Source organism: Bradyrhizobium sp. UFLA06-06, from assembly GCF_054820065.1.
The window spans coordinates 36,036-62,225 of the sequence record NZ_JADFUD010000013.1 but is presented as its reverse complement, the minus strand read 5'-3'; the positions used below and the strand labels follow the sequence as shown (position 1 = coordinate 62,225).

At 65.2% G+C, this 26,190-nt stretch carries 26 protein-coding genes; 10 read left to right on the top strand and 16 right to left on the bottom strand.

The features are described 5' to 3' along the window. Positions 1-120 precede the first annotated feature (120 nt). From IF803_RS13890 to IF803_RS13875, 4 genes are all read right to left on the bottom strand, one after another. Positions 121-891: an SDR family NAD(P)-dependent oxidoreductase gene (locus IF803_RS13890; RefSeq protein ID WP_461192510.1), complete on the bottom strand. Its 771-nt coding sequence runs from the start codon at positions 889-891 to the stop codon at positions 121-123. A 143-nt stretch (positions 892-1,034) separates the two neighbouring features. Next, positions 1,035-2,699 (bottom strand): thiamine pyrophosphate-binding protein, encoded by a 1,665-nt coding sequence (locus IF803_RS13885; protein ID WP_461192509.1) that lies wholly within the window; start codon positions 2,697-2,699, stop codon positions 1,035-1,037. A 213-nt stretch (positions 2,700-2,912) separates the two neighbouring features. Continuing rightward, on the bottom strand, positions 2,913-3,716 hold the full coding sequence (locus IF803_RS13880) for a dienelactone hydrolase family protein (protein ID WP_245288771.1): 804 nt from the start codon (positions 3,714-3,716) through the stop codon (positions 2,913-2,915). A gap of 189 nt (positions 3,717-3,905) precedes the next feature. Continuing rightward, on the bottom strand, positions 3,906-4,925 hold the full coding sequence (locus tag IF803_RS13875; RefSeq protein WP_461192508.1) for a L,D-transpeptidase family protein: 1,020 nt from the start codon (positions 4,923-4,925) through the stop codon (positions 3,906-3,908). Between the two features lie 187 nt (positions 4,926-5,112). Here IF803_RS13875 and IF803_RS13870 point away from each other — a divergent pair, with 187 nt between their 5' ends. From IF803_RS13870 to IF803_RS13860, 3 genes are all read left to right on the top strand, one after another. After that, a complete protein-coding gene (locus IF803_RS13870) occupies positions 5,113-6,087 on the top strand; it encodes a lytic transglycosylase domain-containing protein (RefSeq protein ID WP_461192507.1) in 975 nt (324 codons plus the stop codon). Between the two features lie 135 nt (positions 6,088-6,222). After that, the gene (locus tag IF803_RS13865; RefSeq protein WP_461192506.1) at positions 6,223-6,849 is read left to right on the top strand and encodes a Crp/Fnr family transcriptional regulator; all 627 of its coding nucleotides are present in this window, start codon (positions 6,223-6,225) and stop codon (positions 6,847-6,849) included. A 361-nt stretch (positions 6,850-7,210) separates the two neighbouring features. Then, positions 7,211-7,483, top strand: a complete 273-nt coding sequence (locus tag IF803_RS13860; RefSeq protein ID WP_461192505.1) for a hypothetical protein — start codon at positions 7,211-7,213, stop codon at positions 7,481-7,483. 10 nt (positions 7,484-7,493) lie between these two features. Here IF803_RS13860 and IF803_RS13855 read toward each other — a convergent pair whose 3' ends face one another. From IF803_RS13855 to IF803_RS13805, 11 genes are all read right to left on the bottom strand, one after another. Then, on the bottom strand, positions 7,494-8,528 hold the full coding sequence (locus IF803_RS13855; RefSeq protein WP_028341789.1) for a D-alanine--D-alanine ligase family protein: 1,035 nt from the start codon (positions 8,526-8,528) through the stop codon (positions 7,494-7,496). Beyond that, complete coding sequence (locus IF803_RS13850; protein WP_018269137.1) at positions 8,525-9,553, bottom strand: putative zinc-binding metallopeptidase; 1,029 nt, start codon at positions 9,551-9,553, stop codon at positions 8,525-8,527. The genes IF803_RS13855 and IF803_RS13850 overlap by 4 nt, the downstream gene beginning before the upstream one ends. 194 nt (positions 9,554-9,747) lie before the next feature. Further along, positions 9,748-10,125, bottom strand: coding sequence for a hypothetical protein (locus IF803_RS13845; RefSeq protein WP_461192504.1), 378 nt, complete (start codon positions 10,123-10,125; stop codon positions 9,748-9,750). A 195-nt stretch (positions 10,126-10,320) separates the two neighbouring features. Next, positions 10,321-11,619 carry an RNA polymerase sigma factor gene (locus IF803_RS13840; protein ID WP_461192503.1) on the bottom strand — a complete coding sequence of 433 codons (1,299 nt, stop codon included), beginning with the start codon at positions 11,617-11,619 and terminating at the stop codon, positions 10,321-10,323. 16 nt (positions 11,620-11,635) lie between these two features. Next, positions 11,636-11,986, bottom strand: a complete 351-nt coding sequence (locus IF803_RS13835; RefSeq protein ID WP_028341793.1) for a YciI family protein — start codon at positions 11,984-11,986, stop codon at positions 11,636-11,638. Positions 11,987-11,999: 13 nt separating this feature from the next. Beyond that, positions 12,000-12,371: a YciI family protein gene (locus IF803_RS13830; RefSeq protein ID WP_461192502.1), complete on the bottom strand. Its 372-nt coding sequence runs from the start codon at positions 12,369-12,371 to the stop codon at positions 12,000-12,002. Positions 12,372-12,768: 397 nt separating this feature from the next. Then, positions 12,769-13,464, bottom strand: a complete 696-nt coding sequence (locus IF803_RS13825) for an AprI/Inh family metalloprotease inhibitor (protein WP_461192501.1) — start codon at positions 13,462-13,464, stop codon at positions 12,769-12,771. Beyond that, entirely contained in the window at positions 13,464-14,447 is a 984-nt protein-coding gene (locus tag IF803_RS13820) for a 2-hydroxyacid dehydrogenase (RefSeq protein ID WP_461192500.1), read from the bottom strand. The genes IF803_RS13825 and IF803_RS13820 overlap by 1 nt, the downstream gene beginning before the upstream one ends. Beyond that, on the bottom strand, positions 14,447-15,235 hold the full coding sequence (locus tag IF803_RS13815; protein WP_253594168.1) for an ABC transporter permease: 789 nt from the start codon (positions 15,233-15,235) through the stop codon (positions 14,447-14,449). Before IF803_RS13815 ends, IF803_RS13820 begins: the two co-directional genes overlap by 1 nt. Further along, entirely contained in the window at positions 15,232-16,038 is an 807-nt protein-coding gene (locus IF803_RS13810) for an ABC transporter ATP-binding protein (RefSeq protein ID WP_461192499.1), read from the bottom strand. Before IF803_RS13810 ends, IF803_RS13815 begins: the two co-directional genes overlap by 4 nt. 328 nt (positions 16,039-16,366) lie before the next feature. After that, positions 16,367-17,410 (bottom strand): ABC transporter substrate-binding protein, encoded by a 1,044-nt coding sequence (locus IF803_RS13805; protein WP_461192498.1) that lies wholly within the window; start codon positions 17,408-17,410, stop codon positions 16,367-16,369. Between the two features lie 144 nt (positions 17,411-17,554). Here IF803_RS13805 and IF803_RS13800 point away from each other — a divergent pair, with 144 nt between their 5' ends. Both IF803_RS13800 and IF803_RS13795 read left to right on the top strand, forming a co-directional pair. Beyond that, entirely contained in the window at positions 17,555-18,361 is an 807-nt protein-coding gene (locus tag IF803_RS13800) for a creatininase family protein (RefSeq protein ID WP_461192497.1), read from the top strand. A gap of 355 nt (positions 18,362-18,716) precedes the next feature. Then, on the top strand, positions 18,717-18,983 hold the full coding sequence (locus tag IF803_RS13795) for a hypothetical protein (RefSeq protein WP_038384780.1): 267 nt from the start codon (positions 18,717-18,719) through the stop codon (positions 18,981-18,983). Positions 18,984-19,099: 116 nt separating this feature from the next. Here the strand turns inward: IF803_RS13795 and IF803_RS13790 are convergent, their stop codons facing one another. Then, positions 19,100-19,369, bottom strand: a complete 270-nt coding sequence (locus IF803_RS13790) for a metal-sensing transcriptional repressor (RefSeq protein WP_461192496.1) — start codon at positions 19,367-19,369, stop codon at positions 19,100-19,102. A gap of 337 nt (positions 19,370-19,706) precedes the next feature. On the opposite strand from IF803_RS13790, the gene IF803_RS13785 reads away from it, so the two are divergent. From IF803_RS13785 to IF803_RS13765, 5 genes are all read left to right on the top strand, one after another. Continuing rightward, positions 19,707-20,012: a hypothetical protein gene (locus IF803_RS13785; RefSeq protein WP_461192495.1), complete on the top strand. Its 306-nt coding sequence runs from the start codon at positions 19,707-19,709 to the stop codon at positions 20,010-20,012. 176 nt (positions 20,013-20,188) lie between these two features. Beyond that, complete coding sequence (locus tag IF803_RS13780; protein ID WP_461192494.1) at positions 20,189-21,832, top strand: NRAMP family divalent metal transporter; 1,644 nt, start codon at positions 20,189-20,191, stop codon at positions 21,830-21,832. Between the two features lie 35 nt (positions 21,833-21,867). Next, entirely contained in the window at positions 21,868-22,068 is a 201-nt protein-coding gene (locus IF803_RS13775; protein ID WP_155258581.1) for a hypothetical protein, read from the top strand. A 310-nt stretch (positions 22,069-22,378) separates the two neighbouring features. Next, positions 22,379-24,367, top strand: a complete 1,989-nt coding sequence (locus IF803_RS13770) for a carbohydrate porin (protein WP_461192493.1) — start codon at positions 22,379-22,381, stop codon at positions 24,365-24,367. Between the two features lie 296 nt (positions 24,368-24,663). Further along, complete coding sequence (locus IF803_RS13765; protein WP_461192492.1) at positions 24,664-26,139, top strand: FAD-dependent monooxygenase; 1,476 nt, start codon at positions 24,664-24,666, stop codon at positions 26,137-26,139. Positions 26,140-26,190 lie beyond the last annotated feature (51 nt).

Below are 26,190 nucleotides of genomic sequence, written 5' to 3'. Positions count from 1 at the left end.
TCTTCGTTGCCAAACGCGATATTGGCTGAGATGCACCACTCACAGCAAGAGCGTTGAAGCCGCGAAGATCAACGTGGCTTTGTGCAAATGGGCCACTAACGTAAACAAGGCCTTCAGAGATCAGGCGGCGCTGTAGCCGCCGTCGATCACGTGCGATGCGCCTGTCATGAACGACGCCTTGTCCGAGCACATCCAGACCACGGCTTCGGCGATTTCCTCGGGCACGCCGAGGCGACGGACCGGCACCTTGGCGATGATCTCGTCGTAACGTTCGTCCATCGTCTCCCTGGTCATCGGCGTCTTGATGTATCCGGGATTGACGCAGTTCACGCGGATGCCGTCCTGGGCATATTCGATCGCAGCAGACTTGGTCAGCCCGACGACACCATGCTTGGTCGCGACATAGTGGCCCGACGTGGCGAGGCCGACCAGGCCTGCGATCGAGGCCGTGTTGACGATGGCGCCGCCACCGCCCTGTTTGAGCATTTGCGCGATCTCGTATTTCAGGCACAGGAACACGCCCATCAGATTCACCGAAAACATCTTGGCCACCGAGGCTTGCGTGAGTTCATGAATGCGCTGGCCGGACGGGCCGACGGAGCGCCCGGCAACGCCGGCATTGTTGAACGCGCAATCGATGCGCCCGAACGCCGAAACCGTGCGCGCCACCATGTTCGCGACATCGGCCTCGTCGGTGACATCGCCCTGGATCGCGATCGACTGGCCGCCGGCGGCATTGATCAAGGCGACCGTCTCGTCGATGCCATCCTTCGAGAGGTCCGACACCGCCACACGCGCACCTTCACGCGCCATTGCGATCGCCGTCGCCCGGCCGATGCCGGAGCCGCCGCCCGTCACCAATGCAGCCTTGCCGTCCAGAATGCCTGCCATGAGAAACTCCTCTAAAGCGCGACGCGACCGAATCGAATCGTCATCGCGCGTTTTTTGTTCCTTGTTTGAGCATGATCTCCGCGCAAACGCGGTACCCCGTTTGTCGCGAGGGAAAACCGCTTCGCACTTTTCCGGATCATGCTCTAGCGCTTGCCTTCGATTGCGATCTCGACGAGGTACGGCCGCTGCGCCGCGACAGCCTTTGCAACGGCACCGGCAATGTCGTCGGCCTTCTCGACCCTGACCGCCTCGACGCCCATGCCGGCCGCGAGATGCACGAAGTCGAGCGCGGGGCCGTTGATATCCATGTTCTGATAGGGATGCTGGGTGCCGGCTTCGAAATTCTGGCGCCAGACGTCCACATTGTGCTTGAGGATGCGGTACTCGCGGTTCGCCAGCACCACGAACACGATCGCAAGCTTGTGGTGCGCGGCAGTCCACAGCGCCTGGATCGCATACATCGCCGAGCCATCACCGGAGATGGCGACCACCGGACGGTCCGGCATCGCGACCTTGACGCCGATTGCCCCGGCGAGGCCCTGGCCGATGCCGCCGCCGCGGCCGCCGAAATAATCGCCGAAGCCGCGATAGTCGAAGGCGCGCGCGAGATCGAGGCTTGCCGTGATGCTTTCATCGACGATGACGACATCGTCGGGCAGGCCGCGACGCAGCTCCGCCGTGACGCGCGGCATCGCGGTCGGCTGGCGGTCCCAGCTTTTCTCGACGCGCGCGCGGTAGGCCTCCTTCTCCTTCACCTGCAATTCGGCGAGCGCGGCATTGCGGTTCTGCGCGGCCTGCCTGAAGTCCGCGCTCGCCTTTGCACGCACCGCCTCCGTCAAGGCACTGACGCTGACGGCGATGTCGCCGACGATGCCGGCATCGAGCCGATTGTTGAGCGCGAGGCGCTCGGCCGAGGCTTCGATCTGCAGCACGGACGCGCCGTCGGGAATGTGGCCACCAGGCACAAACCAGATGTCCTCAAAGAACGGACCGCCGATCAGCAGCACGAGATCGGCATCGGCGAGCGCCTTGCGCACCTGCCGGGCGTCGCCGGGAAGCGACTGACGATAGCTCGGATGGCTGGTCGGGAACGGCGCGTGGTGGCGGAGCCCCTCGAACCACACGGTGGCGCCGACCGCTTCCGTGAGCGCCACCAGCGCCTGCTCGCCGCCCGAACGTGCCACGTCGTCGCCGGCGATGATGGCCGGCTTTTTCGACTTCAGAAGCAGCGCGACAAGCGCTTCGATGCCGGCCGGATCGGGGCGCGTCGAGCGCCACAAATTATCCGGCGGCAGAGCATCGACCGCCGTCTCCTGTTCCATGACGTCGATTGGCAGCGACACGAACACCGGCCCCTGCGGCGCATCGGTCGCCACCTTGAACGCGCGTCGCATGATCGGCGCGATCTCGTCGGCACGCTCGATCTGCACGCTCCACTTCGTCACCGGCGCCGCCATCGCAACAAGGTCGTGGCCGAGCAGCGGGTTGTTGAGCCGCATCCGGGTATCCTGCTGGCCGGCCGTGACGACCACGGGCGAACCTGCCTTCAGCGCGCCGTACAGCGAGCCGATGCCGTTGCCGAGGCCGGGAGCGACATGCAGGTTGGCGACGGTGACGCGCCTCGACGCCTGCGCGTAAAAGCTGGCGGCGCTGACCGCGACACCTTCATGCAGCGCCATGATGTATTCGAGTTGCGGAAATGCCGACAGGCTGTCGAGCAGCGGCGTTTCGGTCGTGCCGGGATTGCCGAAGATATGACGCACGCCGTGCGACACGAACGATTCCATCAGCACACGACGCCCGCGCATTCGCTCCCTCTCGATTGTTCTGATCCGTTTTGCGCATCATCGGCCGGGGAGCGGCCCATGGCAACCGCGCGAGACGGTTGGCATCCGCGCGGCCGGCTGCGTCTTCCGCATGGCTTCAAGGCGCGAACGCGCCAGCGAGGCCGCAGCCCCGCCACTTCCGCGGCCAAAGCAGCCACGAATGGAAAGGGCCACCGTTCGGGTGGCCCTTGTTGCTTATTTCTTGAGGTTGGCGACAAACAGCTTGGCGGCTTCGGCCTTGGATTCCTGATCGGCCTTGGCGTCGTATCTGAGCGGCAAATTAAACTTCTTGCCGAGCTCGGTAGCCTCGGGATTGGTGAATGCGTGTACCGCGCCGGGATATTCGATGATGCGGTAATCGGCCTTCGCCGCGTCGAAATCCTTCTTCAGCGCATCGTACTGCTCGCGCTTCACGAACGGGTCGTCGGCGCCGTTCAGGATCAGGATCTTCGCCTTGACGGTGCCCGGCGCCGGTGCGGGGGTGTTGAGACCGAGCGAGGCGTGGAAGCCCGCGACGGCGGCGAGATCGGCGCCAGTGCGCGCCATGTTCAGCACCACCGCGCCGCCGAAGCAGTAACCGACGGCGCCGATCCGCTGCGGATTGACCGAGGCCTGCTTGGCAAGTTGCTCGCGTGCGGCGTTGAAGCGCTGCTCCATTACCTTCGGGTTCTTCATCACCGAGCCCGAGAGCGCGCCGGCATCCTTCGGGTTGTCGGCAGTCTTGGCGTCGCCGTACATGTCCGCGATGAAGGCCACGTAGCCCTGCTCCGCGAACTTCCGCGCCTCGTTATGGATATGCGGGGTGATGCCCCACCATTCATGCACCATGACGATGCCGGGCCGCTTGGCCTGGGTCGCGTCGTCATAGACAACGAAGCCCTTCATCGTGGTCTCGCCGTCGCTGTAGGTGACCGGCTCTTCCTTGACCGCTGCGTGTGCGCTCGCGACCATCGCGATGGCGCAGAGTGCTCCCACTATGTTCGTTATGATCGTTCGCATGCTGACCTCCTGCGGGTTTGGCACGACGCGACATTGGCATACCAGCGAATCCCGCGCTAGGCTTGGAAAGCGGAGCCGCTTTGCTCCGCAGGCTGCGCATCATCTCTCGAGCGCGCGTGCGCCCGGCCCGCGGCCGAGCGCGCCGACATTTCTGTCGGTTGCTGATGTGTGAACGACGTTGCGTCAAGCTCAGCGCGTCGCCGTTGCTGCGCTTGTCGCGCTATCGACGAACGCAACCGGCGTTCCCTTCGCGACACCGGCCGCGACGCGCTGCGCGTCCCAGTTGGTGAGCCGGACGCAGCCGTGGGACTCCGCCTTGGAGACCTTGCCGGGATCGGGGGTGCCGTGAATGCCATAGCCTTCTCCCGAGAGGTTGATCCAGACCACACCGACCGGGTTGTTCGGACCGGGCCTGATCGTGAACGGCGTCTTCGATCTGACGCCCTTGAATGCGTATTTTGGATTGTAGCGATAGGTCGGGTTCTTGTTGATCGCCGTCACCTTCAGCGTTCCGCTCGGCGTCGGCTTATCCGCGCTGCCGACCGTCGCGGGATAGAAGCCGAGGAGCTTGCCTGCTGCATCGAACGTGCTGAGCGTCTGCCGCGTCTTGTCGACCTCCACGCGCGCGATCGGCGGCGGCTTTGCGGTATCGACGACGTTCGCAACCGCAATGGTCTCGCCGGCCTTGTCGAACTTCCGGCCCGGATTGAGCGCCTGAAGCAGCGCCTCGCTCATGTGGAATTTCTCCGCGAGCGCTTCGCGCGGACTGGTGTAGCCCAGCGCCGGCAGGCTCTTCATGCTTTCCATCTTCGCGGGAATCCTCTTCACGAACGGCCCCTTCACGTCGGCATCGATGATCGTGTAGCTGACGATCGCAGGCCCGTCGCTGGCGGCGGTGAGGCTGCTCCAGAGCTCCGGCGTTGTCGCCTTGTCGAAGGACAATCCATTCGCCTCGGCAAACGCCCTGAGCGCCTTCTGCGCGTTGTCGCCAAGCTTGCCGTCGATCTCGCCGGGAGAAAAATGCGCGCGGTCGAGCAGGATCTCGAGCCTGGCAACGAAGGCGCTGAGCAGACGACGGTCCGGCAATTTTACCGGCGGCGCCGCCTCGTCGTTGATCGCGGCGGCATCAAGACCCGCGGCCACCGTCGGCGCGGCCGACACAAGCAAAAGGACAAGAGCAAAACGCGCAACGGAAAACGGTCGGAACATCGCGTATCCCAACGTGGCTACCTTCCGTAAAGCTACGGAAAGCCTCGAAGTTCCAATGCGAGTAGCAGCGAAGTTCCGCGGCGGAACAGCTGATATCGCGGCTTCGCCGCAATCGACTCGCCAAAAAGTCGCGATCCGAAGTGCATTTGCGCGCAACCCACATCACAATTCAGGTCTCTGGAAGCAAATGCGATTTGTCATCGCGGCGCTTGCCGCGTTCCTTGTCTTGATGCTCGATTTCGATCGTTCGCCCGGCTCGATCAATGCCTCAACCCAAGCCCCGACATTCTCGCGCGACGCGATATCCGACGCCGTTCCGTTCGCCGCGCGCTTTATCGAAAGCGCTGATGCCAGCGAGGCGCCCGCTACGACGGACGCGGACAAGACGCCCGCGCCTGCGGCGCAGCCGAGCGACGCCGCGGCCGAGTCGCAGCTGTCTGCGATCGACAAATTCTGCCACAGCCTGAAGGACGCGGCGCAGGCGAGCGAAATTCCTGTCGCGTTCTTTGCGCGACTGATCTGGCAGGAGAGCCGCTTTCGCTCGAACGAAATCAGCCATGCCGGTGCGCAGGGCGTTGCGCAGTTCATGCCGGAGACAGCGGCCGAAGTCGGGCTCGACGATCCCTTCGATCCGCTGAAGGCGTTGCCCGCATCCGCAAGACTGCTGCGCAAGCTGCGCGACGATTTCGGCAATCTCGGCCTGGCGGCGGCCGCCTACAATGCCGGCAGCGGCCGCGTCCAGAAATGGCTCGCCCGGCAGAGTGAGCTGCCGCGCGAGACCCGCGACTATGTCCGGATCATCACCGGCACCAAGGCGGAGGACTGGATCGAGCAAGCCGACACGCTCGCCATCCGCATCGACTTGCCGGGCGAAGCGCCGTGTGAAGGCATCGGCGGCCTCTCGAAGGCGAAGGATGTCGCCTTCGTCGCGGCGTCGCCGGCGTCCGCGGTGACGACGATCATCCGCAAGGCCGAGGCCGCGCGAGAGGCAGCAAGGTCGGTCGCCGGCCGCGCGCGCAAGCGGCTCGCGCTCGTGCTCGGGAAGAGCTCGCCGGGCGCGGCCCGGCTCGGCAAGGCGCGCCGGACCGTTGTCGCCGCCCGGGCAAAACCGGCGAAGGGCCGGGCCGTTCACGTCGCCTCGCGCGCACGTTCGTCGAGCTGAGGCCGCGTCACGACGCGTGCACCGCCGCAAATGCGGGCCGGCCACATTTCCGCTCAGGAAACTGAGCGCACTGGTGTATGTTGCCGGTCGTTTTCAGATCGGTTGCTTGCAATTCATTTTCCAGTGGGCGTTGTCATGACGTTGATCGATGGTTTGGGTTATCTGGCGTCGGCGCTTGTGTTGCTGACGTTCTGCATGAGTACGATGTTGAGCCTGCGCGCTGTCGCGATATTCAGCAATCTGGCGTTCATCAGCTATGGATTGGGCGACGGGATCTACCCGGTGCTCATCCTGCATATCATTCTGCTGCCGCTGAACGTAGTGTTGCTGTTCCAGATGGTTCGGCTGCTTCGGAAAGCGAAGCGCGCTGCGGCGACGGACCTTTCTCCGAACTGGCTGCAGCCGTTCATGCAGCCGAAGCATCTGAGGGCGGGAGAAACGATCTTCCGGAAGGGCGACGACGCCGACCTCCTGTACATGGTCGTATCGGGCGAGGTCAGGTTTCCCGAGATCGATCGCGGGGTATCGGCGGGCGAACTGTTCGGCGAGATCGGGCTGTTTTCGCTCGAGCGCCGCCGCACGCAAACGGCGCTCGCTGCCACCGATGTGGATCTGCTCTGGATCAGTGACGGCGCGCTGAGGAAGCTGTGCGAGCGCAACCCGGGACTATCGCTGTATTTCCTGCGCTTGACGGCGACGAGGATGACGGAAAACGCAGCCCGTGCAATCGGGGTCGGCGCGGTGGCGCCCAATCCGGCGTGATGCGCGCCGCCTCGCTTTGCCGGCGCTACGGCGCGGACGACGCCGCAAGGCTCGGCAGCGGCGCAAACTGCATCTCTGCAACGGCCGAGCCGGCGTATGCACTGGCGATCAGAATCATGACTCGAATGGCGACGAACATGGTGCCTCCTCAGTCTTGTCGTTGGTCTCTCAATGCCAGAGACTTCTTTCCCGCCGGTGAGGAAAGCTGGTTGCCGCAACCTTGAAGGCATTGGTAAGCGAGCCGTTTACGCAAGCCTCTGTTCATGAGTTGGGAACCGTATCGGCCGATCGGCCACAGCGCTAAACGCGCGGTTCACCGTCGCCGGGCATTGTTCGCCTCAATCAAGAAGGCGCAAGCACAATGCCGATTTTCAGGACGATCCTTGTTGTCGTATCGATTTTTCTTGCCGGTTTGTACGTCTACGACAGCTGCCGCAGTGATGGGCTCTCGATGCCGGTTTCGGTAAACGAAGTCCTTGCACGGCGCTGGCCGGAACCGGACGCGTTTCATCCGACGGCAGCCCCTGTTTCCGTGGCCGCCGGCAACGTGACGCCGGCCGCGCGCGTTAGGGAAACGTTTGCGATGTTCATCCCCAAAGATGCGCGACGCCATCCGATGCAGCGCAGCCTTTAACGGCCACGAGTCAGCCCAGCGATGCGCCGGCCTTGGCGCGGCTTATTCCAAGCGTCACGATGCGCTGCAGGAGATCCGGATAGTTGAGCCCGTCATGTCCGGCGGCCGTCGCGAACTCCTGGCTCTTGGCGATCTCGGGATTGGGATTGGCTTCGATGAAATACGGAACGCCATTGGTGGACAGGCGGAAGTCGATGCGCGCATAGCCGTCGAGCCCCAAGGTCCGGTAGATGCGCTTCGCCAGCCGTTGAATATGGGCGGATAGCTCCGGCGTGAGGTCCTCGGCCGGGCCGTCGACAATCCCCACCCGCTCCTGATAGCTGGTATCGTGCTTGACCTTTTCGGTGGCGATCTGGCGCGCAGCAGGGCCGCCCATGCTGCCGAATTTCAGTTCCCACACCGGCAGCACCCGCAGCCGGTTGTTGCCGAGCACGCCGACATAGAGCTCGCGTCCCTCGATGAACTGCTCGGCGATCGCGGCCGTTCCGATCCGCTCATGGATGAAGGCGACGCGCTCGGCGAGCTTCTCGTCGGTATCGACGATCGACGCCTGCGAGATACCCAGCGATCCATCGCTGCTCAGACTCTTGACGATCAGCGGCAGCTCGAGACGCGGCGGCCGCTTGACCTTGCGGCGCATCGGAAACACGGCGAAGGCCGGCACCGGGATCCGGCGATGGTGCACCAGCGTCTTGGACAGATCCTTGCCGCGCGCCAGGATCAGGCCGCGCGGGTTGCACCCGGTATAGGCGATCTTCATCAGCTCGAGATAGCTCGCGATGTGCTGATCGTACACGACGTCGTAGTGAAACTCTTCCAGCAGCGTGAACACGACGTGCGGCTTGAAGCCCTCGATCTCGTCGCGCACCGGCTTTATTTCCTCCTGCACGCCGAGCGGACGAACCTCATGGCCGGCCGCGCGCAGGGTGCTCACGACGTCGTATTCCGTCTTCCACTCGTTGATCTCGCGCGCGCTGTATCCATCGCTGGAGTCGGGCGGCACACAGTCCGGGTGCATCAGCACCAGAATGCGAAGCTGTTTCATAGCGCGATCCATTTCCGGCGCGACGGGCCGAACAGCGCGTGCATGGTCTTGGCGGTCAGCAGAATGGTGAAGTTCGTCACGAGCTTCTGCTCGGGGCCGACGGCACGCAGATTGAGCTCGCGGCAGCGCGAGATCATGTCGTCGAGCACGGCATCGAGCGTCAACTGGTTCTCGCCCGTCCACCGCGCCACCAGCTGCCTGATCTGGGCGCGGTGCCGCCTGATGAAGGCCGCGGCCGGCGGACGCCGATAATGCCGCGGATCGGCGGAGAACAGCTTGGAGAGATCGCGGTCGTAGGTCTTCGGCGGCGTGAAGGCGTAGAATGCCTGCTTCTTCCTGTAGTGCTCGGCGAGCGTTTGCTTGAGCGTATGCAGCGGATCGACCCGTTCGCGCGTCGCGAGCAGCGGCCGCTTGCCGGCGATCTCGCCCATCAGTTCGTCGACATATTCGAGCTTCTTCAGTGCGGGCCAGCCGGCATAGCGCGTCCGCCAGTTCGAGCGCGGCCGCAGCCACACCGCGAAGGTCTCGGCGAAGTCCTCGTCCGGATGGCTCTGTGCGTACCAGAGCCGAAGATGCTGCACATAATTGCGGCTGGCCGGATTGGGTCGGTAGTAACGCGGGTAGTGCTGCGACGACGGGCCGAACAGCTGCTGCCAGCGCCGGCGGCGCTGCAGCTGGTAGCCGTGCTGCACGGCGTGGCCCGCCTCGTGGCGGAGAATGGCCATGCACTCGGACCACGAGGCGCCCTCGACGTCGAGCATCATCTTCTTCTCGAGCTTCATCAGGCGGGGATGGGCGAGGTAGAACGGGATCGCGATGCCGGGCACATCCGCCGGGCTGAACCATTCGCTCGAGATCCATGTGTGCGGCCGCAACCGGACGCCGCGCTCCTCGAGCTCTTCATAGAGCGTATTCACACAATCGGCGAGCCAGGTGCCCTCGACGGCAACCCTCAGACGGCTGAGCGGTTGCGCGAGCAACTGCTCGTCCGTCAGCTTTTCCCAGTCAAATTTGCGGCGCGGCATAGGCTTCCAAAGTCTAAAACAAATCGGACTCTGAATGGTGTCATAGGTTGCCGCCGGCAACAACCGCCGGGCCTTCGCGCCGGGCCCCCGGCCAATGCCGGCATCGGGCCGGACCCGGCCCGAGTGTCCGCCTTGGGCGGCGGGCAGCGCGCCGGGCCCGATCCGCCGGCTCGAGGCGACGCTCATCTTGCGTCCTAAGGCTTGACCCAGCGTTGCACGGCAGCGGCGGTGTCGGCCGGCCTGGTGTTGAAGCAGATGGCGGCATCGGGGGCGAGCCGGTGCACCAGATTGAGGATCGTCTCGAACAGCAAGAGCCGCTCCGGCGGCTCGCGCAGCCCGGCACCGATCACAACGCAGTCGTAACGGCGCGCGTTGAGGGCCGCCGCCGTCACGGCTTCCGCCGTATCGCCGAGGTCGATCAGGCAGCTCTCGACGTGATAGCCGAGCGTCCGCAGGCCCTCGATCTGCGCGTCGAGATAGCTGCGCACCAGTTCGGGCGTGAACTGCTGCATGACGGACAGATCGACGAAGGTCGGGTCGAGGCCGATCGCCAGCACGGATTGCTTCGTCATAATGGCAGTTCCCATTCCGCTCCATCGTGTCCGAACATGCCAGACGTTTGAGTCGAAATCGCGGACACGACGACCCGCAGCAACCTTGTAGCCCGGGTGAGCGAAGCGACACCCGGGGTCGCTCGTGGCAAAGACCCGCATGTCGCTTCGCTCATACGGGCTACGTGGTTTCGTTCCGTCGAAATCGCGGAGCCGTCAGCGGCAGGCATGATCCTGCGCGGCACGCGCGGCGATCGCGGCGCGGCGTTTGAGGAACTCACGCTCGCGCGAATTGCCGGCCAGCGCGGCGGCGGCCTCGAACGCGGCATGCGCCTCCGCGAAACGGCTCAGCTTATGCAGCAGATCGCCGCGCACGCTCGGCAGCAGATGATAGGATTGCAGCGCCGGCTCATCCGCGAGGCCGTCGACGATCGCGAGCGCGGCAAGCGGCCCCTCGGCCATGCCGATCGCAACCGCGCGGTTGAGCTCGATAACGGGAGAATCCAGGAGCGCGGCGAGGTCGCCGTACAGCGCGGCGATGCGGCGCCAGTCGGTCGCGTCAGGCGTGCCGGCCTCGGCGTGGCAGGCGGCGATCGCGGCCTGCAACGCATAGAAGCCGCCGGCGCCGCCGAGCTCGCGGGCGCGCGCCAACGCGAGCTGCCCGCGGCGGATCTGCAGGCGATCCCACCGCGCGCGGTTCTGGTCCATCAGCAGGATCGGTTCGCCGGACGCATCGGTGCGCGCCGCCATCCGCGAGGCATTGAACTCCATCAGCGCCAGCAGGCCATGCGCCTCCGGCTCCGATGGTGCGATCGAGGTCAGCACGCGGCCCATGCGCAGCGCCTCGTTGCAGAGCTGCGGCCGCAGCCATTCGTCGCCGCTTGCCGCGGTATAGCCCTCGTTGAAGATGAGATAGACGACCTCGAGCACGGAGGCGAGCCGCTGCGACAGCTCCTCGCCGCGCGGCGTCTCGTAGGCAAGCCCCGACTCCGACAGCGTGCGCTTGGCGCGCACGATGCGCTGGGCGATGGTCGCCTCCGCCTGCAGGAAGGCGCGTGCGATCTCCTCGGTGGTGAGGCCGCAGATCATCCGAAGCGCCAGCGCGGCGCGCGCCTCCCGCGACAGGCGCGGATGGCAGGCGGTGAAGATCAACCGCAGCAATTCGTCACCGATATCGTCGTCGAGCGCGGAATCGAAATCGGGCATGGTGTCCTGCTCCCGCGCAAGATCATGCGCAAGCATGCCGTGCTTTTCGGTCAGCATGCGGTTGCGCCTGATCTGATCGAGGGCGCGCCGCTTGGCGGTTGCCATCAGCCAGGCGCCGGGCTTTTCCGGCACGCCACTGAGCGGCCAGTGCTCGAGCGCAGCGACCAGCGCCTCCTGGGTCAGGTCCTCGGCGAGCGGCACATCGCGCAGCATCCGCGACAGGCTGGTGATCAGCCGCGGCTGCTCGATGCGCCACACACCGAGGATGGTGCGCTTGACGTCGTCCTCCGTCACGCTGGCCTCCGGCATGCGATCGAGGCGACCGTCAACACTCCATGAAGGGGCGAACCTCGCATGACAATTCCCAGTCCGGCATGTGGTCAAGATGAAGCTGCATGAACTCGACCGCGCGCGCCACGGCCTCCTCCTTGTCCTTCAGCTCGAACACGGCGTAGCCGCCGACCACCTCCTTGGCCTCCATGAAGGGGCCGTCGGTGACGGTGAGCTTGCGATCCTTGATCTTCACCTCCGCGCCCGCGGTGCGCGGCAACAGCGCGCCGGTGTCGAGCATCCGGCCGGCTGCGATCTCGCGTTCGGCGAGCTTGCCGATTGCCTCGCGCAACGGCGGATTCGGCAACATCGGCTTCTCGGCCACGAGGACATACATGAAGCGCATCGTGCTGCTCCTTTTACGCGCCGCACTGGCCGGCAAGGCCAGCGAAGGGGCGAACCTCGCAGGTGCCCTCCCAGCCCGGCATGTGCTCCTTGTGCAGCTGCATGAACTCCACCGCGGCGGCGACCGCCTCCTCCTTGTTGCGCAGCTCGAAGATCGCGTAGCCGCCGATCATCTCCTTGGTCTCGACGAAGGGCCCGTCGACGACGGTGAGCTTGCCGTCGGTGATGCGGACCTGGGCGCCCATCGCGACCGGCAGCAGCCCGCCGGTGTCGATCATGCGGCCCGCCTTGATTTCCCGCTCGGCAAGCCTGCCCATCGCCTCCATCAGAGCCGGCGTCGGCGGGCCCGGGGGCTGGGGCGAGGTGACGATATACATGAAGCGCATCGGAAAACTCCTGTTGGGCGAGACGCGGCGATGATCGCCGCAAGACCGGCTCGCTATGGGGAACGACGATCCGGGAGGGGACGAATCGACACGGGCTAGGGAATTATTTTTTCGGGCAAAAGCAGATCATACCGGCCTCACCGTCGTCCCTGCGCAAGCAGGGACCCATAACCACTGGGTTGAGTTGCTGAAGCGAGCCGTGGCCACAGCCGCGCAAAACCAATCGGCATCGTGGCTATGGGTGCCTGCTCCCGTGCGCAATTGCGCACTAGGCAGGGACGACACGGAGCTTGTGACAGTCCCGTAGCCCGGGTGAGCGAAGCGACACCCGGGGAATGCATCGGCGAAATCTCGCATATCGCTTGCGCTCATGCGGGCTACGAAGCCAGCACCCGACCTACTGCTCCCGCAGCATGATCAGCGGGTCGGCGCTGTCCGGGACGCGGCGCCACTGGGCGTTGTCGTCCGCCTCGAACTGCCAGGTCTCGCCCTTGGCCGACATCAGGATCATCTGGCCGTGATCGAGCCGCCACATGGTCGGGTTGAAGGAAGCGACCGCCGGATCGCATTTTCCCTTCAGGAACACCTGGAAATTGTCGTTGCCGGCGTCGGTGTTGGTCAGCACCAGCGTACAGATCGCCTGGCCGTTGCCGCGCACCATCGACCAGTCGCCGATCATCTGGTCCATCGACTTGGCGAGCGAGCGCGCCGCGGCAAGGTTTTGCAGGATATAGACGCCCTCATTGGTGCGCATGCCTTCGAAGATGCCGGTCTCGACCTCGGTGAAATCGATCACGGCCTCGCCGGCCGCGTTCTGCAGCCGCACGATGTCGCCGAGGCCCCTGATGCTCCAGCCGGTGATGTCCTTGGTGAAGGGCAGCGCGGCGGCGCAAGCGGGCTCGAGCTCGAGCTTGAAGCCTTGCGGCGCCGTATCGCCCTTCAGCGTCACGACGCAGGTCTTGCTGCGCTCGGTGGTGGCGAGCTCCCACTGCCCGATCATGTCCCTCTTCAACGTCGTGACGTCCTGCGCGGCTGCCGGACCGCACGCGGCCAGCAGCAGACACAGCACGGCATTGAAGCGGGACAACGGCATCAGCGATCCTTGACCGGCGTTTCGGCAACCGGCGTCAGCGGCGGCTTGCCGGCGAACCAGTTCTTGATGTTGTCGACCACGAGCTGGTCCATCGCGTTGCGTGTGACCACCGAGGCCGAACCGATATGTGGCAGCAGCACGACGTTCTGCATCGCCTTCAATTCGTCCGGCACGTTCGGCTCGGCCGCGAACACGTCGAGACCGGCAGCCAGGATGGTGCCGGACTTCAGCGCCGCGACCAGCGCCGGCTCGTCGACCACCGAGCCGCGCGCGACATTGATCAGCACGCCGCGCGGACCGAGCGCCTTCAAGACGTCGGCATTGATCATCTTCGCGGTTGAGGCGCCGCCCGGCACGATGACGATCAAGGTATCGACCGCCTTCGCCATCTCGATCAGATCGGGATAGTGCTTGTAGGAGACGTCCTTGGACGGATTACGCGAGTGATAGGACACCGGCACCCGCGAGGCTTCAAGGCGGCGCCCGATCGCCTGGCCGATCCGGCCCATGCCGACGATGCCGATCTTGCGGTCGCGCAGCGAGCCGACGCTGAGCGGATAATTCTGGGTCTGCCAGAGCCCGGAGCGCACATAGCGGTCGGCCTTGACGAATTCGCGCAACGTCGCGATCAAGAGGCCCATCGCGACGTCAGCGACCTCCTCGGTCAGCACGTCGGGCGTATTGGTGACCACGATATTGTGATCGCGCGCATAGGCGGAATCGACGTGGTCGTAGCCGACGCCGAAGCTACCGACGATTTCCAGCCTGGGAAACAGCGCCAGCGCGGTCTTGTCGGTCGCCATCGTGTGATAGGTGACGGCGATGCCGCGGATCTTGGCCTTCGTATCGGGCGTCAGCCGCTCGAGGTCGCCGCGGCTCTCGGCGCGGTGCAGCACGTATTGATCGGGAAAGCCGTTTTCGAGGATTGGCCTGATCGGTCCATAGATCAACAGATCGATCTTTTCGGAAGAAATCGGGGCCATCAACTGTCCTTTCCTAACGCGCTTTCGTGCCAACGCCGCAACAACAGGTGCGAAACTAGCGCCAGCAACCCATAGATGACAATCCCGGCCAGCGATAGCAGCAGAAGTGCTGCGAACATGCGGGGAATATTCAGCCGGTAGCCCGATTCAGCGATCCGGAAGGCGAGGCCCGAGCCGGCGCCGGCGCTGCCCGCCGCGATCTCCGCGACCACGGCGCCGATCAGCGACAGCCCGCCGGCGATGCGCAGGCCGCCGAGGATATAGGGCAGCGCCGCGGGCAGCTTCAGGAACAGCAGCGTCTGCAGCTGTGAGGCGCCATAAAGTTGAAACAATCCGGCGAGGTTGCGATCGACCGAATTGAGGCCGAGCGTCGTGTTCGACAGCACCGGAAAGAACGCCACGATCCAGGCGCAGACGATCACCGCGGTCTGCTGCTGCAGATAAATCAGCAGCAGCGGCGCGATCGCGATGACAGGCGTGACCTGCAGCACCACGGCATAGGGAAACAGCGAATATTCAAGCCATTTCGACTGGTTGAACAATAGCGCCAGCACGACGCCGCCGATTGCGGCGGCAACGAAGCCTTCGAGCGTGGTCAGCAGCGTGACGCCGAGCGATTGCGACAGCACCGGCCAGTCCGCGACCAGCGTCTTCAGCACCAACAGCGGACTCGGCAGCACGTAAGGTTGGATGCCATAGCCGCGGACGATGGCTTCCCAGAGCACGAGGCCAGCGGCGAACACCGCAAGCGGCAGCAGAAAGCGGACGAGGTCCTGCGGAGATTTCATGCGCCCGCCTGCCCTGCATAGGATGGCGCCAGCGCGCTGGAGACCTCGCGGCAGAACGCGGCGTATTCGGCCGAGGTGCGGAACTCCTCACCGCGCGGCTCCGGCGAGTTGATGCGAAACTCGGCGCCGATCCGGCCCGGGCGCGCGGTCATCACGATCACGCGCTCCGAAAGATAGACCGACTCGAACACGGAGTGCGTCACGAAGATGACGGTCTTGTGCAGGCTGCGCCACAGCGACAGCAGGTCGTTGTTGAGGCGAAATCGCGTGATCTCGTCGAGCGCCGCGAACGGCTCGTCCATCAAGAGGACATCGGGATCTGTGACCAGCGCGCGCGCCAGCGACACCCGCATCTTCATGCCGCCGGACAATTCGCGCGGATAGGCCCTCGCGAACTCCGCGAGCCCGACCTGATCCAGTGCCGCATCGACGCGCGCATCGGCGTCCGTCGCGGGCGCACGGGCGAGCTTCAGCGGCAGGCGGACATTGTCGCGCACCGTGGCCCACGGCATCAGGGTCGGCTCCTGAAACACGAAGCCGATGCGGTGGCTACCGCGCTGCTCCGCGCCATGATGCGAGACCTCGACCGTGCCGGCGCTTGGCGTGGCGAGACCTGCAATCAGCCGCAGCGCGGTGGATTTGCCGCAACCGGAGGGCCCGAGCAGCGAGACGAACTCGCCTCGCCTCACATCGAGGTCGAGCGGCCCGAGCGCCCTCACGCCGCTGTCATAGGTCTTGCTGACGCCGCGCAGGCGCACGGCGAGGTTACCAGCATCGGTTTCCAGCACGGTGCTCTCTACCATCGACGGCGGAATAGTGGTGAGCGCAGCCGAGCTGAGAAAGACACCTCTCTACGCGGCGAACAACGTGACGATCGCATAGGAGACTCGGGAGGCAGCGGCGGTCGGCTCCCTCTCCCGCTTGCGGGGGAGGGCTGGGGTGGGGGCTCTCTCCGCGAGTCGTATCGGGGAAAGAGCCCCCACCCGGCCCGCGCTACGCGCGCGCCGGCCTCCCCCGCAAGCGGGAGAGGCGAAGGAAGCCCGCGGGCGAGCTTCGCGGGCCTCATGCGCGATTGCTTTCTCCTATCAACGGAGAGGTCGACTGCCGATGCTGAAACAGATCGGATCATAGTCAGTTCTTCGGCCTGAGCTCGGCGCCGACCGCCTTGTTGACGAAGCGCAGCGTGTAGCCCTGGCGGTAGTCGATGGCGCTCTTGACCACGCCGGCACGCACCATCTTGTCGAAGAAGCTCGCCATCCGCTCATCGGTCATGGCGCCGATGCCGTTCTTGATGGAATCCCCGGAATCGACGATGCCGTGCTCGCGCATCTTGGCGACGCAATAGGCGAGCAGCTCGTCGTTCATCTCGGGATTGAGCTTCTTGATCATCGCATTGCCGGCCGAGTTGTCGCCGTAGACGTAGTGGTACCAGCCGACGATCGAAGCATCGACGAAGCGCTGCACCAGGTCAGGCTTCTTGTCGATCAGGTCGCGGCGGGTCTCGATCAGCGTCGAGTAGGAGTTGAAGCCGTAATCGGCGAGCAGCAGCACGTTCGGCTTGAAACCGGCGGCCTTCTCGACGGCGAAGGGCTCCGAGGTGACATAGCCCTGCATCGCAGTCTGCTTGTTCACGATGAAGGGCTGCGGGTTGAAGGTGTAAGGCTTCACCTTGTTCTCGTCGAAACCGTATTCGGACTTCAGCCACTGGAAGTAGCTGGTTATGCCCTCCTTCGAGATCAAAAGCGTAAGCGGCTTCAGATCCTCGATCTTCGTGGCCTTGACCTCGGGATGGGTGAGGAAGACCTGCGGGTCCTTCTGGAACATGGCGGCGACGGCGACCAGCGGCACGTTGTTGGTGACGGCGTCGAAGGTCTGCAGCGAGTTCGCGCTCATGAAGAAGTCGAGCTTGCCCGCGATCAGCAGCATGCGGTTGTTCTCGTTGGGGCCGCCGGGCACGATGGTGACGTCGAGGCCGTATTTCTTGTAGGTGCCGTCGGCGAGCGCCTGGAAGAACCCGCCATGCTCGCCCTCGGCGACCCAATTGGTGCCGAACGAGACCTTGTCCAAGGTCTTGTCTGAGGTCTGCGCCCGCGCCGGGGCAAGCGCCGCAGCAACGCAAAGCGCGGCGGTCAGAAGGCTTGTGGTTAACGCTCGCAGCAAAAAGGCCGGGATCATGGTTGGACTCCGTCGATCATTGTGGCCCATGATGGAAGGCGGGAAGACGTGGACCGCGCCCGGAGACGCGAACCCGTTATGATGTTAAACAAACTAGCCTGCAAATCCATCCTGTGAAACGCTTGTATTGAAACGACCGGCTTGATGACTTCTCAGCTTCCGCCCCGCGACTGGACCGCCATCCACTGGCCCGATATCGCCAAGGGCGCGGCCGCGCGCTGGATCGCGGTGCTGCCGCTGGCCGCGACCGAGCAGCACGGGCCGCATCTGCCGCTCGGAACCGACGTCTTGATCGGCGAGGCATATCTTTCGCGGGTGCGAGAGTTGCTGCCGGCAACCACTCCCGCCACGTTCCTGCCGTTGCAGCCGGTCGGCATCTCAACCGAGCACATCGATTTTCCAGGCACCTTGACCTTGCCGACCAACGTGGCGCTGAAGAGCTGGATGGCGCTCGGCGAGAGCGTGGCACGCGCAGGCGTCAGGAAGCTCGTGATCGTGACCAGCCATGGCGGCAATTCCGCCGCGATGCAGCTGGTCGCGCAGGATCTGCGCGCGCACCATCAGATGCTGGTGGTGACCACGAGCTGGTCGCGCTTCGGCGCGCCGGACGGGCTGTTCGACGCCGGCGAATTGCGCCACGGCATCCATGGCGGCGCGGTCGAGACCTCGATCGTGCTGGCGAAATATCCGCACGCCGTGCGCAAGGAAGCGATCGCGGACTTCAAGCCGGCCAGCGTGCAGATCGAGAAGGATCATCGCTTTCTGTCGACGCAGCGGCCGGCGCCGTTCGCCTGGCAGGCGCAGGACCTCAATCCGAGCGGTGCGATCGGCGATGCGACCAAGGCCTCGGCCGAGAAGGGCGAGAAGCTGATCGAGCACGGCGCGCGCGGGTTCTGCGAGCTGCTCGCCGACGTCGACAGGTTCGATCCCAGCGTATTTCGCGGCAGCTGACCCGGCATTGCTTCGCGCGGTCACAGCACTATCGCATATGGCCTTCAGCGGCCGCACGCGCCCGGCCTCGTGGTTCGAGACGCGCCGCGAGCGGCGCTCCTCACCATGAGGGTCCAGGATTTTGCCGCGAAAAAAGACCTCATCCTGAGGAGCCCGCCAAAGGCGGGCGTCTCGAAGGATGGGCCGCAGGGGCACCGTCCACCAGATTCCCGCATATGATGGCCCCGCGGCAGACGCGACGAAACAATTCGCGAAACCATATTTCCGCCCCGATCTTCGAACCGGAACCGGACAGTCTCCGTCCAACGGGCATGCGGACCACACCGGCGCCGCCCCATACAGGATGGAGTATTCCATGTCGATCAAGACCAAGCTCGCCGCCCTCGCCCTCACCGCGCTCGCCGTGACCGGCACCATCGCGTCCACGACGTCGCAGGCTGAAGCGAAGCCCTACGGCTGGGGCTGGGGCGTTGGCGCAGGCCTCGTCGGCGCCGCCGTTGTCGGCAGCGCGATCGCGGCCAGCGACGGCTATTATTACGGCGGCGGCTATCGGCGCTGCGGCTGGGTGCGCCAGTTCGACGCCTACGGCAATTACATCGGCCGCGTGCGCAGCTGCTACTGATCGACTGGTTCTTTAGGACTGCGGATCCTGCGTTCGGCACGGGTCCTCATCCACCCCGTGTCGCAACCGACCCGTCCGGTGATCCCCCCGGGCGGGTCAATTCTTGAACGCGGCGATCACAGATACTTCGCGACCAGCCGGAAATCGCGCAGCACGGCGCGCCCCTTCGGCCCCGACGCCTTCAGCGTCTCTTCCAGGCTGTGGCCGATGTGATCGTGGATCAGCGCCTTCTTGGCACTCTCGATCGCGTTCTCCACCGCCTGCAATTGCTGGGCGATCTGCGCACAGGGCCGGCCCTGCTCGATCATCTCGACGATGGTGTCGAGATGGCCGTTGGCGCGCTTCAGGCGCCGGGCGATCGCAGCGTGTGGATGGTCGTCGGACATCTGGCTCTCCTATCCTCCCCGGAGGATAATCATGATCCTCCCTGGAGGATAGTGGAATCGGCTTGACAGGCGATTGTCGCGGGCGTAGTGCCCGATGACCGGGACGTTCGTTCCGCACCGGGGCTCTAGCCCGGAGACAAGTCGATCCACGAGCCAGCACAGAGGCACATGGGCAGTAGCAACTCAGGCGACAGTAGACCGGCGATGCCGGGACTGGTGACGCCGCAACACAGCAAGACTGATCGCGCAGATCTCGCCTGCGTGGACGGGTGGTCGCGCCCAAGCTGACCACTGCTCCTCACCGGCCTACCGCGACCAGCGGAAGTGGAGGTGAGCGATGTTCGAAAAGCTCGCAAAATTCCGGCAAGCAAGCCCGCGGCGCGTTGTCGAGCCGCGGCGCATGCCGCCGCCGGCCGCCGTTCATTGCAATGACAACCTGCCGGGCTTTCGCCGCCTGGCCGGCCGCCGCCGGCGTCCAACCCCGGCCTGTCATTGGGTCCTGATCGACGGCCGCCTGGAATGCCGTTGGATCGTCGATGATACCGGCGGTGATCTCGATCAGCAGCGACGCGCGGGCCGGCGTTTCGGCCCGCGCGCAACAGCCACGCGCCACGCCGCGGCAAAGCCGCGGCTGTGCGCCTAGGAGGCCGACATGGACGAAGGACCTAGTCGTCCCGTTGCGCGCCATCGCGGCGCGTCAGCGGGACCATTGAACCGCATCACATCTGGAAATGCCGCTGCTCACGGCAGCGGAGACGTGCGCGCCTGACGGGGCCCGCGTCCCTCCCGCCGTGCCGAAAGGCGGCGAGGAGACGCGAAATGACCGAAAGCAAGACCACACAAACCGCCATTCTCGATAGCGCGCATGCTGGCGACATCCACGGCGCGCTCGGCAGCATCGCTCGCGACGACATCGCGCCGCGCGCGACCTTGCTGGCCCGCCTGAAGACGCTGCTGGCGATCGTCGGCCCCGGCCTGATCGTGATGGTCGGCGACAACGACGCCGGCGCGTTCGGCACCTATACCCAGGCCGGACAGAATTACGGCACCACGCTGCTGTGGACGCTGCTGCTGCTGATCCCGGTGCTCTACGTCAACCAGGAAATGGTGGTGCGGCTCGGCGCGGTCACCGGCGTCGGCCATGCGCGGCTGATTTTCGAGCGCTTCGGCAAGTTCTGGGGCGCCTTCAGCGTCATCGACCTCCTGGTATTGAACGCGCTGACCATCGTCACCGAGTTCATCGGCATCACGTTTGCACTTCACTTTCTCGGCGTCTCGCAGTTCTGGGGCGTGTTGGCCTCGGCTGTTATCGTGATGCTGGCGGTCTCGACCGGCGACTTCCGCCGCTTCGAACGCTTCGGCATCGTGCTGGTCGCAGGCAGCCTGCTGCTGGTGCCCGTGATCTTGATGGTGCATCCGCCGATTGGGCAGATCTCGGCGGACTTCTTCGTGCCGAAGATGCCGCAAGACGCCAAGCTCGGCGAGGTGCTGCTGCTGATCGTCGCCATCGTCGGCACCACGGTGGCGCCGTGGCAATTGTTCTTCCAGCAGAGCTACATCGTCGACAAGCGGATCACGCCGCGTTTCATCCGCTATGAGCGGATGGATCTGTGCATCGGCATCGTGCTGGTCGTGGTCGGCGCGGTGGCGATGATCTCGTTCTGCGCGGCAGTGTTCGCCGGAAAGCCCGAATTCGGCAATTACACCGATGCGCTGGGGACCGCCATGGGCCTCGAGACATATGCCGGCCGGCTGCCGGCGGTGCTGTTCGCCCTCGCGCTGCTCGATGCCTGCATCATCGGCGCTGCGGCAGTTTCGCTCGCGACCGCTTATGCGATCGGCGACGTGTTCGCGGTCAAGCACTCGCTGCACCGCAAGCCGTGGGATGCGAAGGGCTTCTACAGCGTCTATTGCGGACTGATCGTGCTCGCCGCCGTGCTGGTGCTGACGCCGGGCACGCCGCTCGGGCTGCTCACAAATGCGGTGCAGACGCTGGCCGGCGTGCTGCTGCCGAGCGCGACCGTGTTCCTGCTGCTGCTGTGCAACGACCGCCACATCCTCGGGCCATGGGTCAATTCCACCAAACTCAACCTGTTCACCGGCGCGGTGGTCGCGGGGCTGGTGATGCTGTCGGTGATCCTGACCGCGGCGGTGCTGTTCCCCGATCTCGGCGAAGCCTGGATCATCGGCATCCTCGTCGGAGGCAGCCTGCTCGCACTCGCAGTCACCGCGGCCGTCAAGCTGTACGAGATGTCGGCGCGCGGAAACGCGTCGTTCCGCTTCAAGCGCAAACCACCGCTGGTCAACCGAGACAGCTGGCGGATGCCGCCGCTTGATCGGTTGCCGGCGGCGCGGCTCAGCCCGCTGAGCCGGATCTGGATGATCGTGCTGCGCGGCTATCTCGTCGTTGCCGCCGGCCTCGTGCTGCTGCGGATCGTGCAGCTTGCCACGGTGGGGGCGTGACTGCGCTCAGTCGCAGCCGGCGATGGGGCGCGATCATGCTGTTCAAGCTGGCGAGCGCCATCCTGCGCGGCGCGGCCGCGCTCCATCAGAGGCGTGTGGTCTCGGGCGCCGGGCTGCGGACGGCGCTGTCGATGGCGCGGTGTGTTGAACGGGCCGGCGCGCGGGTCGTGCTCGGCAGGACATCGCAGCGGGCATTCATCAGGACAAGGGACAAGGACAATGGTGGCGTCGATTGAACGGTCGGGTCTCGACCGATTTGCCACAGACACGTGGTCGATCGCAGCCGATGTGGCCTGCCGCCTCGCGCTGTTACGCGACTGTCACGGTGGCGTGCAAATCGGAACGGTATTGGGCGCACCTCAGTTGCTATTGCGAATTATTTGCAATAAGCAACCGGGGATGCTAGGTGCTGATCTGGCTTTGGATGGGACGACACAGATCGGACCGGGGACGGCGGGCGATGATTTCAAATCTCGGGTGGCAAGCGGCCGCCAAATCTGCAGTGATGCCGGGCGAAATCGCCACTTGTTCGCGGAAAGCCGCGTCATGACCTGCGTCCGCCTCTTCCGGGTCCAGATTGCCGCCGGCGCCGCGCTCGGTGCGGCAACCTTCGGCGCGCCGGCGACCGCGGCCGATCTGGCCCTCAAATCTCCCGCCGCCAGAGCGGTTTACAGCTGGACCGGGTTCTATGTCGGCGCCCATGTCGGCTATGGCGACGGCACGCTGGGTCCCGGCACCAATCCGATCCTGGAACAGGGCGTGTTCTTTCCGCCCACCATCACCGGCGGGATCGGCGGCTTCCAGGTTGGATACAACAAGGAATTCGCCAACCGCTTCGTGCTCGGCGTCGAGGCGGATGCGACCTTCACCGGCCCGACCGATCTGCCGCGGCGGGTGCTCGGCCCCTTCAATTCGTCGATCGACTATGTCGGCACGCTGCGCGGCCGCGCCGGCTACTCTTTCGGCACCTGGATGCCTTACGTGACCGGCGGTTTCGCCTGGGGCCACAGCCAGGTTCGGGTCAACGACGCCGCGGGCGAGGTGATCTCGGAGCCCGGCCAGTACCAGACCGGCTGGACCGTCGGCGCCGGCGCCGAATTCGCGGTGAGCGGCAATTGGACCGCCAAGGTCGAATACGACTACGTCGACCTGTCGCGCCGCACGCTCGGGCTCAATGATTTCGGCATGCCCGGCGTCAGCATCGACCCGCGCATCCATTTGCTGAAATTCGGCCTCAACTATCAGCTCGGCGACTCGCCATGGTCGGCGACGCCGACGCGCACCGCGCTGCCCGAATCGAGCGACTGGAGCGTGCACGGCCAGACGACGCTGCTGCCGCAGATCTATCCGTCCTTCCGCTCGCCCTATGCCGGCACCAACAGCCTTCCCGGCGCGGGGCAGTTGCAGCAGACCTGGACCACGACGGCGTTTCTCGGCGTGCGGCTCTGGGAAGGCGGCGAGTTCTACTTCAACCCGGAAACCGCGCAGGGCTTTGGCCTCAACGGCACGCTCGGCCTTGCCGGCTTCTCGAACGGCGAAGCCCAGAAGGCCGGCGCGCCGTTTCCGAAAATCCGGCCGCAGCGCTACTACTTCAAGCAGACCTTCGGCTTCGGCGGCGAGCAGGAAGACGTCGCCGACGGTCCCAACCAGATCGCCGGCAAGCGCGACATCGATCGCCTCACGCTCGTGGTCGGGCGCTTTGCGGTCGGCGATTTCTTCGACGGCAATTCCTACGCCAAGGATCCGCGCGCCGATTTCATGAACTGGGCGATGTGGGCGTCCGCCGCCTACGACTTCCCGGCCGACCTGCCCGGCTATACCCGCGGCGCGGTGGTCGAGCTCAACCGCAAGGATTGGGCCGTGCGCGCCGGCGTGTTCCAGGTGCCGAACGCACCGAACAGCGACGTCTTGGTGTTCAACACCGGTGGCGCGGTGGTCGAGTTCGAGGGCCGCTATTCGATCTTCGATCAGCCCGGCAAGCTGCGCGTCGGCGTGTTCGGCAACCGCGGCAACACCGGCAATTACACCCAAGCGCTCGCGATCGAGGACGCCAATCCGGGGCTCGACATCAACGACGTGATGGCCGGCATCCGCAAGGACAATCTGAAATACGGCTTCTATCTGAACGGCGAGCAGCAGATCGCGACCGATGTCGGCCTGTTCGGCCGCCTCAGCTGGAACGACGGCCGGACCGAGATCCTGTCGTTCACCGATGTCGACCGCAGCGTCTCGGGCGGCGTGTCGATCAAGGGCAGCAGGTGGGGACGGGCGAGCGACACGATCGGTATCGGCGGCGCGATCAACGGGCTGTCATCAGCGCATCGCGACTATCTCGCCGCCGGCGGCCTCGGCCTGCTGATCGGCGACGGCGCGCTGAACTACAGCCCGGAGCGGATCTTCGAGACCTACTACGCCTATCAGGTGAACAAGAACCTGACGCTGACCGCGGACTATCAGTTCATCACCAACCCCGCCTACAACGCCGACCGCGGCCCGGTGCACATCTTCTCCGGCCGCATCCACGGCGAGTTCTGAGGCGCGATACGCCCCGTCGTCCCGGGCAAGCGAAGCGCGACCCAAGACCCATAACCACCGCTGATTGTCGTTAGAGCGAGCTGGGGCGACAGCGAATCCAACCACAAGGTCCTGTGGTTATGCGTCCCGGCTTTCGCCGGGACGACGGCGAGTTTGCATCGCCAGCGCGCAGCTTCTGAATTGGTTTGGGCAGCAAACGCCCTCTCCCCACTCAGATATATGTAGACCCCCCGGGCTTGCCGCAAGCCGGGGGTCATCCCGTAGAACGCGCGCCCAATCGAACGGAGGAGTGCGGGATGCGGGAACATGCTGTCGTGATTGTAGGCGGAGGTCCGACCGGGCTGATGCTGGCGGGCGAGTTGGCGCTGGCGGGAATAGATGTTGCGATTGTCGAGCGGCGCGCCAGAGAGGACCTGATCGGCACGCGGGCCGGCGGCCTGCACGCGCGCACCATCGAGGTGCTCGATCAGCGCGGCATCGGCGATCGCTTCGTCGCGCTGGGAACGCGCCATCCCGCGGTGCTGTTCCATTCGCATCTGGTGCCACTGGAGATCACCGACTTTCCGACCCGGCGCAATTTCACGCTGGGGCTCCGGCAGAACCATATCGAGCGCCTGCTCGGCGAATGGGTCGAAGAACTCGCTGTGCCGATCCATCGCGGGCGCGAGGTGACCGGCTTCGCGCAGGACGACGGCGGCGTCGACGTCGAGCTGTCGGATGGCCAATTGCTCCGGGCGCAATATCTCGTCGGCTGCGACGGCGGCCGGAGCGTCGTCCGCAAAGCCGCCGGCATCGAATTCGCCGGGTGGGATCCGACCATGAGCTGGCTGATCGCCGAGGCCGAGATGTCGGGCGAGCCGGAATGGGGCTTTCGCCAGCACGACGCCGGCACCTCAGCGATCGGCAAGGCGGAAGATGGCGGGCGGGTGCGGCTGGTGCTGACCGAGCGGCAACTCGGCACCGACCGGGAGCCGACCTTGCGCGACGTCAGCGAGGCGCTGGTCGCCGCGTACGGCACCGATTTCGGCATCCACAGTCCGGTCTGGATCTCGCGCTTCACCGACATGACCCGGCAGGCCGTGACCTACCGCAAAGGGCGCGTGCTGCTGGCCGGCGACGCTGCCCATGTGCATCCACCGATGGGCGGCCAGGGCCTCAATATCGGCGTGCAGGACGCGGTGAATCTGGGCTGGAAGCTTGCCCAGGTGGTCAAGCAGCTCGCGCCGGACAACCTGCTCGAGACCTACGAGGCCGAACGGCGTCCGGTGGCGGCCCGCGTGCTGCGCAACACCATGGCCCATGTCGCGCTCAACCGCACCGATCCACGCACCAGGGCGCTGAACGAGATCGTCTCCGACCTGCTGCGCATGGACGAGCCGCGCAGATGCTTCGCCGCGATGATGTCCGGCCTCGACCTTCACTATGATCTTGGCGAGGGCCATCCGCTGCTCGGACGCCGCATGCCCGATCTCGATCTCGTCACCGCCGACGGCCCGATGCGGGTCTTCGCGCTGCTGCACCGCGCGCGGCCGGTGCTGCTGAATTTCGGCGCGCCCCGCGGCATCGCCATCGCGGGATGGACCGACCGGGTTCAGCTGGTCGATGCCGCGTATCGCGGCGCATGGGAGCTTCCTGCGCAGGGCACGGTTTCGGCCCCGACCGCAGTGCTGGTGCGGCCCGATGGCTACGTGGCGTGGGTCGGCGAGCGAACGCAGGTCGGGCTAACCGAGGCGCTGACCAAATGGTTCGGCGCGTCCGCTGGTACGTCGTGAGCGTAGCCCGGATGGAGCGAAGCGTAATCCGGGATCGGTCGATCCGCATAG